The organism is Roseateles saccharophilus, assembly GCF_004342485.1.
Classification (GTDB): Bacteria; Pseudomonadota; Gammaproteobacteria; order Burkholderiales; family Burkholderiaceae_C; genus Pelomonas; species Pelomonas saccharophila.
The window spans coordinates 117,135-130,072 of sequence record NZ_SMBU01000006.1; the positions used below are offsets into that span (position 1 = coordinate 117,135).

Consider the following 12,938-nt stretch of genomic DNA (forward strand, 5'->3'; position numbering starts at 1 on the left):
CCCAGTTTTAACCGGGTCGAGCGCGGGTGAGAAGGAGATATTCCGCATGAATTTGCCCGGCCTCAACTTCCAACTCGGTGAAGACATCGACGCGCTGCGCGACGCGGTGCGCGCCTTTGCCGACGAAGAGATCGCCCCGCGCGCGGCGGAGATCGACCGCAGCGACTGCTTTCCCATGGACCTGTGGCGCAAGATGGGCGACCTCGGCGTGCTCGGCATCACCGTGCCCGAGCAGTACGGCGGCGCCAACATGGGCTATCTCGCCCACATGGTGGCGATGGAGGAGATCAGCCGCGCCAGCGCCTCGGTGGGCCTGTCCTACGGCGCGCACAGCAACCTGTGCGTGAACCAGATCAAGCGCAATGGCAGCGACGCCCAGCGCAGCCGTTACCTGCCCAAGCTCATCAGCGGTGAGCATGTCGGCGCGCTGGCAATGAGCGAGCCGGGCGCCGGCTCCGACGTCATCAGCATGAAGCTGCGTGCCGAGGACAAGGGCGGCTACTACGTCCTCAACGGCAACAAGATGTGGATCACCAACGGCCCCGATGCCGACACGCTGGTGGTCTACGCCAAGACCGAGCCCGAACTGGGCGCGCGCGGCGTGACGGCCTTCCTGATCGAGAAGGGCATGAAGGGCTTCAGCATCGCGCAGAAGCTCGACAAGCTCGGCATGCGCGGCTCGCACACCGGAGAGCTGGTGTTCCAGGACGTCGAGGTGCCGGCCGAGAACGTGCTGGGCACGGTCAACGGTGGCGCCAAGGTGCTGATGTCGGGCCTGGACTACGAGCGCGCCGTGCTGACCGGCGGGCCGCTGGGCATCATGCAGAGCGTGATGGACAACGTCGTGCCCTATATCCACGACCGCAAGCAGTTCGGCCAGAGCATCGGCGAGTTCCAGCTCATCCAGGGCAAGGTGGCCGACATGTACACCGTGCTGCAGGCGGCGCGCAGCTTCGCCTACACGGTGGCCAAGAACCTCGACATGCTGGGCGCCGAGCATGTGCGCCAGGTGCGCAAGGACTGCGCCTCCGTCATCCTGTGGACGGCCGAGAAGGCCACCTGGATGGCCGGCGAGGGCGTGCAGATCTTCGGCGGCAACGGCTATATCAACGAGTACCCGCTGGGCCGGCTGTGGCGTGACGCGAAGCTCTACGAAATCGGCGCAGGCACGTCGGAAATCCGCCGCATGCTGATTGGCAGGGAGCTGTTCGCAGAGACGATGTGAAGGCTTTGCACATCAATACGCCGCTGCTGCGCGCGGCCCCGGGCTTGTTCGAGCACCCCGAGGTCTGGCTGAAGATGGACGCGCTGCAGCCCAGCGGCAGCTTCAAGCTGCGCGGCGTCGGGCGGCTGGTGCAGCAGTCAGCGGCAGAGGGCGCCAAGGCCATCGTCTGTGCATCCGGCGGCAATGCCGGCTTCGCAGCGGCGCATGCGGCCATCGCCCTCGGCCTGCCGGTGGCCATCGTGCTGCCGCTGACCAGCAGCGCCGCAGTGGCCGAGCGCCTGGCCGCGCGCGGCGCCGAGGTGTTGCGCCACGGCGCGGTCTGGGACGAGGCGCACGAGTTCGCGCTGCGCCTCGCCGCCGAGCGCGGCGCGGCCTATGTGCATCCCTTCGACCACCCGCTGCTGTGGGCCGGCCACTCGACACTGATCGACGAGGTCGTCGAGGCCGGCGTCGGTTTCGACGCCGTCGTCACGGCCGTCGGCGGTGGCGGCCTGTTCTGCGGCATCGTCGAAGGCCTGCGCCGCCACGGCCTGGGCCATGTGCCCGTCATCGCCGTGGAGACCGAGGGTGCGTCCAGCCTGAAGGCCAGCCTGGACGCGCGGCAACTGGCCAGCCTGTCGGCCATCACCTCCATCGCGACCTCGCTGGGCGCCCGCCGCGTCGCGGCCGAGGCCTTCGAGCGTGCCCGCTCGCATCCGACCCATGCCGTGCAGGTCAGCGACGCCGAGGCAACCGCGGCCTGCATTCGTTTCGCCGACGCGCATCGTGTCCTCGTCGAGCCGGCCTGCGGCGCCGCGCTGGCGGCCGTGGACCGCCATGCCGGCGGTTTCGGGCGGGTTCTCGTCGAGGTCTGTGGCGGCATGGCTGTTTCGCTGGAACTGCTCCGTTCCTGGGCAGCCCCCACGACAATCAAGCCATGACGACCACCAATCACGAACTGCAGGACCTGCTCGACAACAACAGGCGCTGGGCCGCCGACACCGAGGCCGGCGAGCCGGGCTTCTTCTCGCGCCTGCTCAAGCAGCAGACGCCGCAATACCTGTGGATAGGCTGCGCCGACAGCCGCGTGCCGGCCAACGAGCTCGTCGACCTGCTGCCCGGCGAGCTCTTCGTGCACCGCAACGTCGCCAACGTCGTCGTGCACTCCGACCTGAACTGCCTGTCCGTCATGCAGTTCGCGGTGGACCAGCTCAAGGTGCGCCACGTCATCGTCGTCGGCCACAGCAACTGCGGCGGCGTCGTCGCGGCGCTGAAGGACCTGCGCGTCGGCCTGGCCGACAACTGGATCCGCCATGTGCAGGACGTGCGCCACATGCACCAGGCCTGGCTGGACACGCTGCCCGAGGCCAGGCGCGTCGACGCGCTGGTCGAACTGAACGTGCTGGAGCAGGCCCGCAACGCCTGCCACACGACTGTCGTGCAGGACGCCTGGGCGCGCGGCCAGGAGGTCGTCGTGCACGGCTGGGTCTACGGCCTGCACAACGGCCTTCTGGAGGACCTGGCATTGACGGCCGCCAGCGCCGCCGACGTCGACCCGGCCTACCGCCGCGCGCTGGCGGGCGTCAAGGCGCGCCACGCGGGCTGAACATGGGGGAGCAGGCCAGCGTGCCCGCTGGCCCGGGGGCTCCTTTTCAGCGCGGCTGGCGGCGGATCCGTAGCCCCATCAGGCCCAGGCCGAGCCCGAACATCAGATAGGTGGAGGGTTCGGGAATGGCCGCCACGTTGATGACGCCGGCGTAGGCACCGCCCACGGTGCCGGCGACCTGGCCCCGCACTTCCAGCGTGTAGACGCCGGCCGCCAGCGTGGGAACGCTGATCATGTTGAACATGCCGTTGCCGGCCGCCACATTGGTGGTGTTGGTTTCGTTGGTGCTCCAGGGCCTGATCAGGGCCGGGTTGCCGCCGAACACCGTGCCGGCGGCAACCGGCGTGCCCGCGTAGAGGCGCGACGACAGGTTGCTGATGGCCAGGAAATTGCCCAGCTCCAGCGACGCCGTGAAGCTGTTGAAGCCCGCGGTCGGCACGCTGAAGGTATAGGTGTCGTAGAAGGTGTCCGTGGTGGCGAACGAGTTGCCGCCGACGGACGACGCCGTCGCGCCGTTGACCGAGAAGCTGTTGCCGAAGTTAAGCGACGAAGCGGGCACGCCGAGGGAGCCCAGGTCGACCTGCTTGCTGGTCACGGCGGCGGCCTGCGCGCCGGTGCTGAAGGCGCCGAGCAGCGCGAGGACGGCCAGGGCCGTGCCGGTGAACTTGCGAATCATGACGTTTCCTCCGGGGTGATGCAGGGACGCGATGGCGCCGCGACACAGCCCACTATCGCGGCGGCTCAAGACAGCCAGGGCCCCGGCGCCGCGCCGATTCCTGCACCGTTCGGGCTATCGTGTGTGAACCGCAATGCCACATACGATCCGGTCGGACGATGCCGGCCCTGGGTCGGCCGCGCATCCACGCCGAACCGACCGCCCCGTGCCCGATGACCGCCGCCGCCTTCCCTCCCAAGCTCACCGACCCGCGTGCCTTCGAGATCGCCCTGGCGCTGCTCGAGGGCTTCAACCGCCACTACCGGCTGTTCCGCGCCACGTCGGCCGAGGCCAAGGGCCGTTTCGAGCGTGGCGACTGGCAGGGCCAGCAGCGGGCCCAGGCATTGCGCATCGAGTTCTACGACACCCGCGTCGCCGAGGCCAGCGTGCTGCTGGAGCGGCGCTTTGCTGCGTCCGCGCTGCCGATGGCGGTCTGGCAGCAGGTCAAGCTGCACTACATCGGCCTGCTGACCAACCACCTGCAGCCCGAACTGGCCGAGACCTTCTTCAACTCGGTCTGCACGCGCATCCTGCATCACGCCTACTTCCACAACGACTTCATCTTCGTGCGGCCGGCCGTCTCGACCGAATACATCGAGAACGACGAACCCGCCGCGCTGCCCACCTACCGGGCCTACTACCCCACGCCCGACACGCTGCGTGACACGATCCGGCGCGTCATCACCAACTTCCAGCTCGGCGGCGAGTTCGTCGACCTGGACCGCGACGTCGACCGCGTGCTGGCCGCCGTGCAGCGCCAGCTCGGCGAGTTCCGCTGGCGTGCCAACTTCCAGCTGCAGGTGCTGTCCAGCCTGTTCTACCGCAACAAGGGCGCCTACGTCGTCGGCAAGATCATCAACGGCTTCACCGAGACGCCGTTCGCGCTGCCCATCCTGCGCCGCGATCGCGACGGCGGCTTCTTCATCGACGCGGCCCTGTTCGGCGAGGACGACCTCTTGATGCTGTTCAGCTTCGCGCGCGCCTATTTTCTCGTCGACATGGAGGTGCCCAGCGCCTATGTGCAGTTCCTGCGCTCCATGATGCCGCGCAAGCCGCGCTCCGAGATCTACTCGGCCCTGGGCCTGCAGAAGCAGGGCAAGAACCTCTTCTACCGCGACTTCCTCTACCACCTGAAGCACAGCAGCGACCGCTTTCGCATCGCGCCGGGCATCAAGGGCATGGTCATGCTGGTCTTCGACCTGCCGAGCTGGCCCTTCGTGTTCAAGGTCATCAAGGACTTCTACCCGCCGCAGAAGGACACCAGCCGCGAGCTGATCCAGAGCAAATACCTGCTCGTGAAGACCCACGACCGCGTCGGCCGCATGGCCGACACGCTGGAATACACCCGCGTGGCCTTCCCGCGCCACCGCTTCGAGCCGGAGCTGTTGGCCGAGCTGAAGCATTTCTGCCCCAGCCTGCTCCAAGAAAACGGTGACGACCTCGTCATCAAGCATGTCTACATCGAGCGCCGCATGGTGCCGCTCAACATCTACCTGCGCGACGCGACACCCGAGCAGGTGGAGCGCGTCGTCATCGAGTACGGCAATGCGATCAAGGACCTCGTGGCCGCCAACATCTTCCCCGGCGACATGCTGTGGAAGAACTTCGGCGTGACCCGCCATGGCAAGGTTGTGTTCTACGACTACGACGAGATCGAATACCTGAGCGACTGCAACTTCCGCCGCGTGCCCGAGCCGCGCAACGAGGAGGAGGAGATGTCAGGCGAGGTCTGGTGGAGCGTCGCGCCGCGCGACGTCTTCCCCGAGACCTTCGGCCCCTTTCTGCTCGGCAATCCCAAGGTGCGCGAGGTCTTCCTGCGGCATCACGCGGAGCTGCTGGATGCCGAGTTCTGGAATGCCCGCAAGCGGCGCATCCTGGCGGGGCATGTGCATGACGTGTTTCCGTATGACGTGGCGCGGCGGTTTGCGGCGGGGTGAGCGGAGTCCGTCGCGGAGGGAACTGCCGGCGTTGTCTGCTTTGCGGCGATTGATGTCGACAGCGACCCGCCTGCGACCTCACGCTTTCCACCACACCCCGGCCGTTCGACTCAGGTTCGCGCGAGTCGCTGCAAGGTGCCATGACCCTGCGCCAACGCGTCCAGCCGCTGTTCGAGGTAACGCGTCAGCCGGACATGCTGGCTCAGCACCACGTTGAATCGCAGGCAGGGTGACGCAGGACCGAGCGGGCTGAATGTGGCGCCGCCGGCGAGCAGGATGCCTTGCTGCCAGGCGTCTTTCACCAGGACTTCAATATCGACGCCCTCGGGCGCGCGGCCCCAGAGGAAGAGCCCCGCCTCGCCAGGGCTCTCGAACGTGATGCCGGCGGCGCGTAGCAGCCGCAGGCTTGAGCTGTGCGCCGCGGCGAGCTGGCCTTGAAGGCGGTCGAAATGCTTGCGCACTCGTCCGGCGGTCAAAAGCTCCAGCACGATGGACTCGCTCAGCGCCGAGCCGGTGAGCGAGGAATAGATCTTGTGCTTGAGCATTGGCTTGAGGAGGGTCGGCTCAGCCGCCACGTAGCCCATGCGCAGCGTCGGACTCAACACCTTACAGAAGCTTGCGTAGTAAATCACCCTCGACAGGCTAGAGAGTTGCGCGAGCCGCGCACCTTGGCCCGGTAGCAGGTGGCCGTAGACATCGTCCTCGGCTATCAGCACGTCGTGGCGTTCGGCCAGCGTCAGCACGCGGTGCAAATTGGCGGGCGGCGCCGTCCAGCCGGTGGGGTTGTGCAAGGTGTTCTGCATGAAGAAGAGGCGCGGGCGGTGCTCGGTGAAGAGCTGCTCCAGCTGCGCAAGGTCTACCCCGTTGGGGCCCCGCTCTACGGACAGCACTCGCGCATGGGCTTGCGCCAGTCGCATGGGCAGCAGGTGATAGCCAGGGTTCTCGACGAGCACCACATCACCCGGCTGCACGAAAGCGTGGCAAATCACGTCGATGGCCTGGGAGGCTCCGTGCGTTGTCATCACTCGGCTAGCATCGACGGGAATGCCTTGGCCACGCATCAGCAAGGCTAGGCGCTCGCGCAGAGCCGGTAGGCCCTGGGGCGGGCAGCGTGTCGCCATGCCGCCCGGCAACGCGGCGAAGGCGCGATGGACCACAGTGGCGGGCACGGCGTCTTGCAGCCAGCTCGCAGGCAAGGCGCTGCTGCTGGCCAGCAGCAACCCAGGCGGCTGATCATTGGACTGCTGCGCGAGCCAGACTGGGTCCTGCTCGTCACCCGCTTCCAGCAGAGCGGCTGTCTCGGCTCCACCATGCGCCCAGGGCGAGACAAAGTAGCCGGCCTTGCCTCGCGCTTCCAGCGCCGCCTCGGCAACCAGTCGGTCGTAGGCGACGATGACGGTGTTCGGACTGACACCGAGCTGCTGCGCCAGCCGTCGGATCGAGGGCAGTCGCGCACCCGCCGCAAGTTGCCCGCGCTCGAGCAGCCGCCGCATTTGCTGCTCGATCTGCGCAGCCAGCGGCACGGTCGACTGGCGATCCAGGGTGAACAACGGAGTCCTCCACGCGGTGACGCGATTCTCACTCACGCATCGGGAGGAAGCGCAGCGAAGCGCTCAGCAGGGCCACGCTCCAGGCGGCGCAGTCGCGATTCGAGGTCGGTCAGATCGCGAGCTCCGCGCAGGAAGCGCTCGTCGGCATCCAGAGTGAGCTCGTCCCATGCGTGCCTCAACCACGCGCCCCAGCGCGAGGCTGCGACCGCGGCAGGTTGCGAAGTCAAGGTGACGGTGCGTTGCATGACGTGATCCTCCGTGAGGTGATGGGTCACGATAGGCATCGCCCACGCTGCCGCACAGGCACAGACCGCACATAGGCTCACTCGCCTGTATCAGCGTCGCGGCTGACACAGAGAGCGAGGACACGATTCACTACCTCGGTAGCGAGAGGACACGCCGCCGCGCGCCGATCTGCACGACAAGTTGCCTCCTTGGTCGCTGGGCTGTCGCGGCGCGCCAAGGACAGCTCCGGTTCAAGAGCGGCTGCCGGTATGTGCGGACCCATAGCGCCGCTGTCAGCCTGAAGCCGCCGCAGGCTTGCCGGAACACTGCAAGTGCATGGCCGCTCGCCCCCTCACCCCTGCGTCGGCCTGAACACCCGCACCCGGTGCCCGTCGGGGTCTGCCGTGACGGCGGTGAAGCCGAAGTCCATCGCCGTCGGAGCCTGGAGCACCGGCCAGCCGGAGGCTTTCCAGGCGGCGACCGCGGCGTTCACTTCGGCGTCGCTGCCGACCGTGATGCCGATCTCCGCGCCGCCGCCGCGGTGCGGGCCGGCCGGCTGCACGTCGTGCGCGGCCCAGAGGCCGAGCATGGTCTTGTCGTTGAGCATGAACATCGCGAAGTTGGGGCTCTGCTCCACCGGCTCGCGGCCCAGCAGCGAGCGATAGAAGAGCACGCTCTCGGCGGGGCTGTGCACGTAGAGGATGAGGCAGTCGGGCTGCATGGCGGTCTCCCAGGTTGTGGTGGCGCCATGCTCGGCGCTGGCAGTGACAGGACGTGTCAGCTATCCATTCCGCGTTCGCGGCACCACACGGCATGAAACCGGGATTTTGCGGGCCGAGCGCCGGGCCGCTCCCAAGCCGGCCCGTACTGGCGATGTGCTCGCGGCTCAATGCCGCGAGCATCGCCGCCCCCGCGGGGGGCGGACCAGCGTACCCGCTGGGCCGGGGGCTCCATCTCCTGCCCGGCACAATGTCGCCTCAACAGGCTTCAGCCCCGCCAACACCATGACCGATACCCGCCCCGCACTGCCCGACCATCTCAGCGTCGACCCGCGCAGCCCCCACCACGTCGCCGCCGTGTTCGAGCACGACATCGGCATCCGCTTCAACGGCAAGGAGCGCAGCGACGTCGAGGAGTACTGCATCAGCGAGGGCTGGATCAAGGTGCCCGCCGGCAAGACGCTGGACCGCAAGGGCCGGCCGCTGTGCATCAAGCTCAAGGGCCAGGTCGAAGCCTTCTATCGATAAGCATTCCGGCGCTCAGCGCCGTTGCAGGGTCAGTCTCAACCCGCCTTCGGGCCTCAGCGTGACCGCCATGCGCGGCTTCGGTGCTTCCTGGCTCACGGGGCTCAGTTCGAAGCGCTGCAGCAGCAGCGCCGCGATCAGCGTCATCTCCAGCACCGCGAAATGCTGGCCCAGGCAGACCCGTGGCCCGAGGCCGAAGGGGATGTAGGCGCCGCGCGGGATCTCGTGCGGCGCCTGACCTGCCGATGAAGGCAGGAAGCGCGCGGGCCTGAAGGCCAGCGGGTCCGGCCACCAGCGCGGGTCGCGGTGCAGCAGCCAGGGCGTCACGCGGATCAGCGTGCGCGCCGGCAGGCGCACGCCGCCGAGCGTGATCTCGCGTGTCAGCCGCCGCGTCATCATCGCCGCCACCGGCGGGTACAGGCGCATGGCCTCCTTCAGCGTCGCGCTCAGATAGGGCAGGGTGCCGGCGTCGTCGGCCGTCGGCACGCGCCCACCCAGCAAGGCATCGACCTCGGCGCGTGCCCGCGCCTGGGTCTCGGGGTGGGCGGCCAGCAGCCAGCTCCACCACAGCAGGGCCGTCGCGCTGGTCTCGTGGCCGGCCTGGAAGCTGACCATGCACTGGTCGTAGACCTCCTTCGGCGACAGCACCTCGCCCGTGGCGTCATCGCGCAGCGCCATCAGCATGCCGAGCAGGTCGCTGCGGGCCTCGCCCGAAGCGCGCCGTGCATCGATGTGGCCGGCCAGCAGGCCGTGCATCAGGCGTTGCGCGCGGCGCTTGGCAGCCTTGCCGGGCAGGGGCAGCCAGTCGGGCAGCGTGAAGGGCCAGAACATCTCGGCCAGCGCCGTTTCGCTGAGCACCTGCACGGCGGCCGCTGCGGCGGCCGTGTCCGCGCCAATGGGCGTGCTGAACAGCGTGCGCGAGATGACGTCCATCGTCAGGTGGCTGAACAGGCCGTCCATCGTGACCTCGCCGCCGGCCACGCCGTCCAGCCCCGCCACGGCGGCCTCGGTCATCAGCGCGGCATAGCCGGCCACGCGCCGGGGCGCGAAGGCCGGCATCAGCATGCGGCGCTGGCGCTGCCAGGTGGCGCCCTCGGTGACGAGGACGGACTGGCCCATCAGCCCCGCGAACACCTCGGGCCCGCGCTCCCAGCGGATCAGCGCGTCGGCATGCTCGACCATCACCTCGCGCAATAACTCGGGGTCGAAGACGTCGACGCCGCGCTCGGCCAGGATGCGCTGGCCGGCAAGGTCGCCCAGCGCCTGCTGCCGCGCGATGACGGCGAGGTAGTCGCGCCGCATCGCGGCCAGCACGGGCAGGCCCCACCAGCGGTCGGGATGGGCGGGCAGGTCGTTCCAGGTCAGGCTTGTCGGCATGGGCTGGATGCTGCGCCCGGTGGCCCGATGGGGTCTTGAACGAATGCGACACTGACCAGATGGAAGCGCATCCGGGCACCCGCCTCTGGCTGCCGCCGCTGGCCCTGGCCGGTTGCGTGCGCGGCGTGATGCTGCGCGACACGCGCGGCCGCAGCCTCGATGCCCTGCAGCGTGAGAACTACTTTCCCGCCACGCCGCTGGTCAGCCTGTTCTGGTGGGCCGAGGGCGGCAGCGAATGGCTGGCCACGCCGGGCTTCTCGACGCCGCCCGCCGAGCCGTGCCATGCGCCTGTGCTGTTCGCCGGCCCGTTCACGCTGCCTACGCACACGCGCAACCCGGGCGAGGTCTCGGCCTTCAAGCTGCTGATGCTGCCCGATGCCTTCGCCGCGCTGACCGATGTCGCGCCGGACCGCCACGTCAACCGGGTCGTCGATGCCCGCGAGGTGCTGCCGCCCGACTGGTGCGACTGGGCCGCGAGCCTGGGCGCCGCAGCGGACGACGCGACGCGGCTGCGGCTGCTGGAGGGCTTCCTGCTGCCGCGCTGGCAGGCCCTGGGCGCGCAGCGGCCGGGCCAGCGCTACGCCGCCTGGACCGAGGCCCTGGCCGTGCGCGCCGCGACCAGCGCGGCCGGCCGCAGCCTGCGCCAGCTGGAGCGCCGCATCAAGGCCTGGGCCGGCCTGCCGCTGCGCGAGCTGCGCGCGGTGTCGCGCGCGGAGGCGGCCTTCTACGCGGTGGCCGCGGCCGAGGGCCGGCCCGGCTTCAACTGGGCCGACATCGCCGCCGAAACCGACTATGCCGATCAGAGCCACCTTTGCCGCGAGACGCGCCGGCTGACCGGCTTCAGCCCCGAGGAGCTGCGCCGGCGCATCCGGGCCGAGGAGGCCTTCTGGGCCTATCGACTCTGGCGCTGAGTGGCGGGGCGCCGCGCACCACCGATTTCACGGATTCACCGGGCCAGGAAGTTTCTCCGACCGCCGGTGCGGGAGCTTCTTCCTACACTGGCCTCATGCGCCGCCTGCTGTTCCCGGCCCTGACCTGCGCCCTGCTTGCACCTGGAGCCTGGGCGCTGGACTGCCCACAACCCCTGCGCATCGGCTTCGGCGACCGCGCCACGCCGCCCGTCCTGCTCGGCCAGGGACCGACCTTTGCCGAGCCGCCGGGCTGGAGCGTTGCCGCCGTGCGCGAGGCCCTGCATCGCATCGGCTGCTCCGCCGAACTGCTGCGTCTGCCCAGGCGCCGGCTCAACGCCGCGCTGGCCAATGGCGAAGTCCAGTTCGCACTGCTCTACGGCCCGTCGCCGCAGCGGCTGCGCGCCTTCAGCTTTCCGCTTGATGCCCAGGGCCGGCCCGACACCGCCTGGGCGCCGGTCTTCGGCCACATGGCCTTGTACGGCCGCGCCGGCACCGTGCCCGACGCGGCCTGGAATGGCGTCGACCTGCCGCCCGGCCTGCGCGTGGGCGTGCTGGCCGGCAGCGTGCAGGAAGTTCTGGCCGGCCAACGCGGCTGGGCGGTCGAGCCCATCCTGAACCCCGACGGCGAGGTGGCCATGCTGCTGGCCCAGCGCTTCGACCTGCTGCTGACCGTGCGCGAGGGGCTGACGCCCGAGCAGCGCGCCTTGCTGGTGGAGTGGGCGCCGCTGGCGGCCTGGCAGCCGTATTTCGCGCCGGCGGCGCAGGCCTTCATGCAGCGCCACGGCCGCTGGACGCGCGCGTTCTGGGCCGAGTTCTGCCATGCCGTGCGCCGGCTGGAGCCCGACGCCCGGCCGGTGGACTGCGGCCAGTCGCTGCCGTCTCCACCGCCGCAAGTCCGCCTGGAGCGCTAAGGCATTGCGGTCGCAATTGACGCTTGCGTCAATTGATCGCGCAAAATGGCGCATCTGATTGACCCACGGAGAACTGCCATGTCCGACCCCATCGTGATCGTTTCCGCTGCCCGCACGCCCATCGGCGGCCTGCTGGGTGATTTCGCCGGCCTCGCCGGCTGGGAGCTGGGCGCCGTCGCGATCAAGGCGGCCGTCGAGCGTGCCGGTGTGCCCGGCGACGCCATCGACGAGGTGCTGATGGGCAACTGCCTGATGGCCGGCCAGGGCCAGGCCCCGGCCCGCCAGGCCATGCGCAAGGCTGGCCTGCCGGACTCGGCCGGTGCCGTCACGATGAGCAAGATGTGCGGCTCGGGCATGCGCGCGATGATGTTCGCCCACGACATGCTGGCGGCCGGCTCGGCCGAGGTCATGGTGGCCGGCGGCATGGAGAGCATGACCAATGCGCCCCACCTGATGTTCGCGCGCAAGGGCGTCAAGTACGGCATGGCGCAGATGTACGACCACATGGCCATTGACGGCCTGGAAGACGCCTACGAGCGCGGCAAGGCCATGGGCGTGTTCGCCGAGCAGTGCGTCGCCAAGTACAGCTTCAGCCGCGAGGCCATGGATCAGTACGCCATCTCGTCCACCGAGCGCGCCAAGGCCGCCAACCAGAACGGCAGCTTCGACTGGGAGATGGCGCCCGTGACGCTGAGCAGCCCCAAGGGCGACACCGTCATCAAGTTCGACGAGCAGCCCTTCAAGGCCAAGCTCGACAAGATCCCCACACTCAAGCCCGCCTTCAAGAAGGACGGCGCCATCACTGCGGCCACCTCGTCCAGCATCTCCGACGGCGCCGCCGCCCTGGTGCTGATGCGTGAGAGCACGGCCAAGGCGCGCGGCCTCACGCCCATCGCCCGCATCGTCAGCCATGCCGTGCATGCCCAGGCGCCGGACTGGTTCACGACCGCCCCGGTCGGCGCGATCCAGAAGGCGCTGGCCAAGGCCGGCTGGCAGGCGGCCCAGGTCGACCTGTGGGAAGTGAACGAAGCCTTCGCCGCCGTGACGATGGCCGCGATGGCCGAGTTCAAGCTGCCGCACGAGATCGTCAACGTGCATGGTGGCGCCGTGGCCCTGGGCCACCCCATCGGTGCCAGCGGCGCGCGCATCGTCGTCACGCTGCTGGGCGCGCTGAAGAAGCGTGGCCTCAAGCGCGGCATGGCGGCGCTGTGCATCGGCGGCGGCGAGGCGACGGCCCTGGCCGTCGAGCTGGTCTAAG

At 69.2% G+C, this 12,938-nt stretch carries 13 protein-coding genes; 8 read left to right on the forward strand and 5 right to left on the reverse strand.

The window, feature by feature from the left end; translation table 11 throughout:
• Positions 1–46: 46 nt before the first annotated feature.
• From EV671_RS07245 to can, 3 genes are read left to right on the forward strand one after another with little or no spacing between them, the layout of a single operon-like run.
• Entirely contained in the window at positions 47–1,225 is a 1,179-nt protein-coding gene (locus EV671_RS07245) for an isovaleryl-CoA dehydrogenase (protein ID WP_132570626.1), read from the forward strand.
• The gene (locus EV671_RS07250; protein ID WP_132570627.1) at positions 1,222–2,145 is read left to right on the forward strand and encodes a pyridoxal-phosphate dependent enzyme; all 924 of its coding nucleotides are present in this window, start codon (positions 1,222–1,224) and stop codon (positions 2,143–2,145) included. The genes EV671_RS07245 and EV671_RS07250 overlap by 4 nt, the downstream gene beginning before the upstream one ends.
• Complete coding sequence (can, locus tag EV671_RS07255) at positions 2,142–2,810, forward strand: carbonate dehydratase (protein ID WP_132570628.1); 669 nt, start codon at positions 2,142–2,144, stop codon at positions 2,808–2,810. Before EV671_RS07250 ends, can begins: the two co-directional genes overlap by 4 nt.
• Before the next feature lie 46 nt (positions 2,811–2,856).
• Here can and EV671_RS07260 read toward each other — a convergent pair whose 3' ends face one another.
• Positions 2,857–3,486, reverse strand: a complete 630-nt coding sequence (locus tag EV671_RS07260) for an FxDxF family PEP-CTERM protein (RefSeq protein ID WP_132570629.1) — start codon at positions 3,484–3,486, stop codon at positions 2,857–2,859.
• Between the two features lie 212 nt (positions 3,487–3,698).
• Between EV671_RS07260 and aceK the strand changes: the two genes are divergently transcribed.
• Entirely contained in the window at positions 3,699–5,462 is a 1,764-nt protein-coding gene (gene aceK, locus EV671_RS07265; protein ID WP_132570630.1) for a bifunctional isocitrate dehydrogenase kinase/phosphatase, read from the forward strand.
• Positions 5,463–5,572: 110 nt separating this feature from the next.
• Here aceK and EV671_RS07270 read toward each other — a convergent pair whose 3' ends face one another.
• The 3 genes from EV671_RS07270 to EV671_RS07280 form a co-directional block, all read right to left on the reverse strand.
• On the reverse strand, positions 5,573–7,012 hold the full coding sequence (locus EV671_RS07270; RefSeq protein WP_132570631.1) for an aminotransferase-like domain-containing protein: 1,440 nt from the start codon (positions 7,010–7,012) through the stop codon (positions 5,573–5,575).
• 32 nt (positions 7,013–7,044) lie between these two features.
• Positions 7,045–7,257, reverse strand: a complete 213-nt coding sequence (locus EV671_RS07275; protein ID WP_132570632.1) for a hypothetical protein — start codon at positions 7,255–7,257, stop codon at positions 7,045–7,047.
• Between the two features lie 332 nt (positions 7,258–7,589).
• Positions 7,590–7,958 carry a VOC family protein gene (locus tag EV671_RS07280; RefSeq protein WP_132570633.1) on the reverse strand — a complete coding sequence of 123 codons (369 nt, stop codon included), beginning with the start codon at positions 7,956–7,958 and terminating at the stop codon, positions 7,590–7,592.
• A gap of 283 nt (positions 7,959–8,241) precedes the next feature.
• Between EV671_RS07280 and EV671_RS07285 the strand changes: the two genes are divergently transcribed.
• On the forward strand, positions 8,242–8,484 hold the full coding sequence (locus EV671_RS07285; protein WP_132570634.1) for a DUF3297 family protein: 243 nt from the start codon (positions 8,242–8,244) through the stop codon (positions 8,482–8,484).
• A gap of 12 nt (positions 8,485–8,496) precedes the next feature.
• Here EV671_RS07285 and EV671_RS07290 read toward each other — a convergent pair whose 3' ends face one another.
• Positions 8,497–9,858 carry a cytochrome P450 gene (locus EV671_RS07290; protein ID WP_243655623.1) on the reverse strand — a complete coding sequence of 454 codons (1,362 nt, stop codon included), beginning with the start codon at positions 9,856–9,858 and terminating at the stop codon, positions 8,497–8,499.
• Positions 9,859–9,917: 59 nt separating this feature from the next.
• Here EV671_RS07290 and EV671_RS07295 point away from each other — a divergent pair, with 59 nt between their 5' ends.
• The 3 genes from EV671_RS07295 (at position 9,918) to EV671_RS07305 (ending at position 12,937) form a co-directional block, all read left to right on the forward strand.
• Positions 9,918–10,769, forward strand: a complete 852-nt coding sequence (locus tag EV671_RS07295; RefSeq protein WP_243655624.1) for an AraC family transcriptional regulator — start codon at positions 9,918–9,920, stop codon at positions 10,767–10,769.
• A gap of 95 nt (positions 10,770–10,864) precedes the next feature.
• Positions 10,865–11,680 carry a type 2 periplasmic-binding domain-containing protein gene (locus tag EV671_RS07300; protein WP_132570635.1) on the forward strand — a complete coding sequence of 272 codons (816 nt, stop codon included), beginning with the start codon at positions 10,865–10,867 and terminating at the stop codon, positions 11,678–11,680.
• A gap of 78 nt (positions 11,681–11,758) precedes the next feature.
• Positions 11,759–12,937, forward strand: a complete 1,179-nt coding sequence (locus EV671_RS07305; protein ID WP_132570636.1) for an acetyl-CoA C-acyltransferase — start codon at positions 11,759–11,761, stop codon at positions 12,935–12,937.
• Position 12,938 lies beyond the last annotated feature (1 nt).

What these genes read in the sequence shown, in the direction of transcription:
- EV671_RS07260 (WP_132570629.1), bottom strand. Translation starts at nt 3,486, where the DNA reads ATGATTCGCAAGTTCACCGGCACGGCCCTGGCCGTCCTCGCGCTGCTC.
- EV671_RS07245 (WP_132570626.1), top strand. Translation starts at nt 47, where the DNA reads ATGAATTTGCCCGGCCTCAACTTCCAACTCGGTGAAGACATCGACGCG.
- EV671_RS07280 (WP_132570633.1), bottom strand. Translation starts at nt 7,958, where the DNA reads ATGCAGCCCGACTGCCTCATCCTCTACGTGCACAGCCCCGCCGAGAGC.
- aceK (WP_132570630.1), top strand. Translation starts at nt 3,699, where the DNA reads ATGACCGCCGCCGCCTTCCCTCCCAAGCTCACCGACCCGCGTGCCTTC.
- EV671_RS07300 (WP_132570635.1), top strand. Translation starts at nt 10,865, where the DNA reads ATGCGCCGCCTGCTGTTCCCGGCCCTGACCTGCGCCCTGCTTGCACCT.
- can (WP_132570628.1), top strand. Translation starts at nt 2,142, where the DNA reads ATGACGACCACCAATCACGAACTGCAGGACCTGCTCGACAACAACAGG.
- EV671_RS07305 (WP_132570636.1), top strand. Translation starts at nt 11,759, where the DNA reads ATGTCCGACCCCATCGTGATCGTTTCCGCTGCCCGCACGCCCATCGGC.
- EV671_RS07295 (WP_243655624.1), top strand. Translation starts at nt 9,918, where the DNA reads ATGGAAGCGCATCCGGGCACCCGCCTCTGGCTGCCGCCGCTGGCCCTG.
- EV671_RS07285 (WP_132570634.1), top strand. Translation starts at nt 8,242, where the DNA reads ATGACCGATACCCGCCCCGCACTGCCCGACCATCTCAGCGTCGACCCG.
- EV671_RS07275 (WP_132570632.1), bottom strand. Translation starts at nt 7,257, where the DNA reads ATGCAACGCACCGTCACCTTGACTTCGCAACCTGCCGCGGTCGCAGCC.
- EV671_RS07290 (WP_243655623.1), bottom strand. Translation starts at nt 9,858, where the DNA reads ATGCCGACAAGCCTGACCTGGAACGACCTGCCCGCCCATCCCGACCGC.